The following is an 858-nucleotide window of genomic DNA, read 5'->3' as shown; positions in this document are numbered from 1 at the left end:
GGGGCGCGTCGGCCGTCGAGCGCCGCATTCCTCTCCCGGCAACTCCGACGGCGATGCTCTTCCTGGATCCGCCGGACCGAGCCTTTGTCAGCTTTCTCGCCTCGAGCCAGGTTTCGGTGATCGACCTCGCAGAGAGCCGGATCCTGGCCGACATCACCATCGGCCGGACCGGCAAGAAGCTCGCTCTCGCCACCGCGGCGGCGCTGAGCCCGGTCTTCGGCCCGATCCCGTACACCGTGCCGAATCCGGAGACTTCCGGCCTCCTCTCTCCCGATGGACGGACCGCGTTTCTGATCAACACCCAGACGGTCGACCTGACGGCGGTCGACACGGAGAGCTTCGAGGTGGTGGAGAAGTTCCCCGGGTCGTTGCCCGCCGTCGTTCTCGACGGCAGGGCGCTCGCGGCGTTCAAGGTCAAGGACTTCGTCCTTTTCGACCTCGAAACGCGAAAGGCCCTACCCGAGATGGAGCTCGGTCTGGGGGCCAGCAGCATCTCTCCGTCCGGACGTTACGCATGGACAGGCCTCGGCTCCGGAACCGCTGTCTTCGACCTCGAAGCCCGCAGGCGAGTGAAGCTCTTCCCTGACGTCACGGGGCAGATCGTCTTCGTGACCACCCAGAGCCGAGAAACTCGAGAGAAACCGTGGGAAGAATCGCAGCGGCTACGAAGCCCCGCGCCCTGAAAGCACGGCGGGCACAGTCTTGAGCAGGATCTTGAAGTCGAGCCAGGGCGACCAGGAGTCGATGTACTGGAGGTCGAGCTCCATCCAGCGGTCGAAGTCGATCTGGTTGCGGCCGCTGATCTGCCACAGGCAGGTGAGGCCGGGCTTCATCGACAGGCGGCGGCGCTGCCAGCGC

General features: G+C 65.6%; 2 protein-coding genes. One reads left to right on the top strand and one right to left on the bottom strand.

The features are described from left to right. The coding region (locus tag GY769_10565) for a hypothetical protein (GenBank protein MCP4202362.1) at nucleotides 1-683 on the top strand (683 nt) is incomplete at its 5' end. Here GY769_10565 and GY769_10560 read toward each other — a convergent pair. After that, the coding region (locus tag GY769_10560) for a sugar transferase (protein ID MCP4202361.1) at nucleotides 663-858 on the bottom strand (196 nt) is incomplete at its 5' end. The genes GY769_10565 and GY769_10560 overlap by 21 nt on opposite strands.

This window comes from bacterium (assembly GCA_024224155.1).
GTDB lineage: Bacteria > Acidobacteriota > Thermoanaerobaculia > Multivoradales > JAHEKO01 > CALZIK01.
Note: the sequence above shows the minus strand (reverse complement) of the source record. Positions and strands in the feature narration are given on the sequence as shown.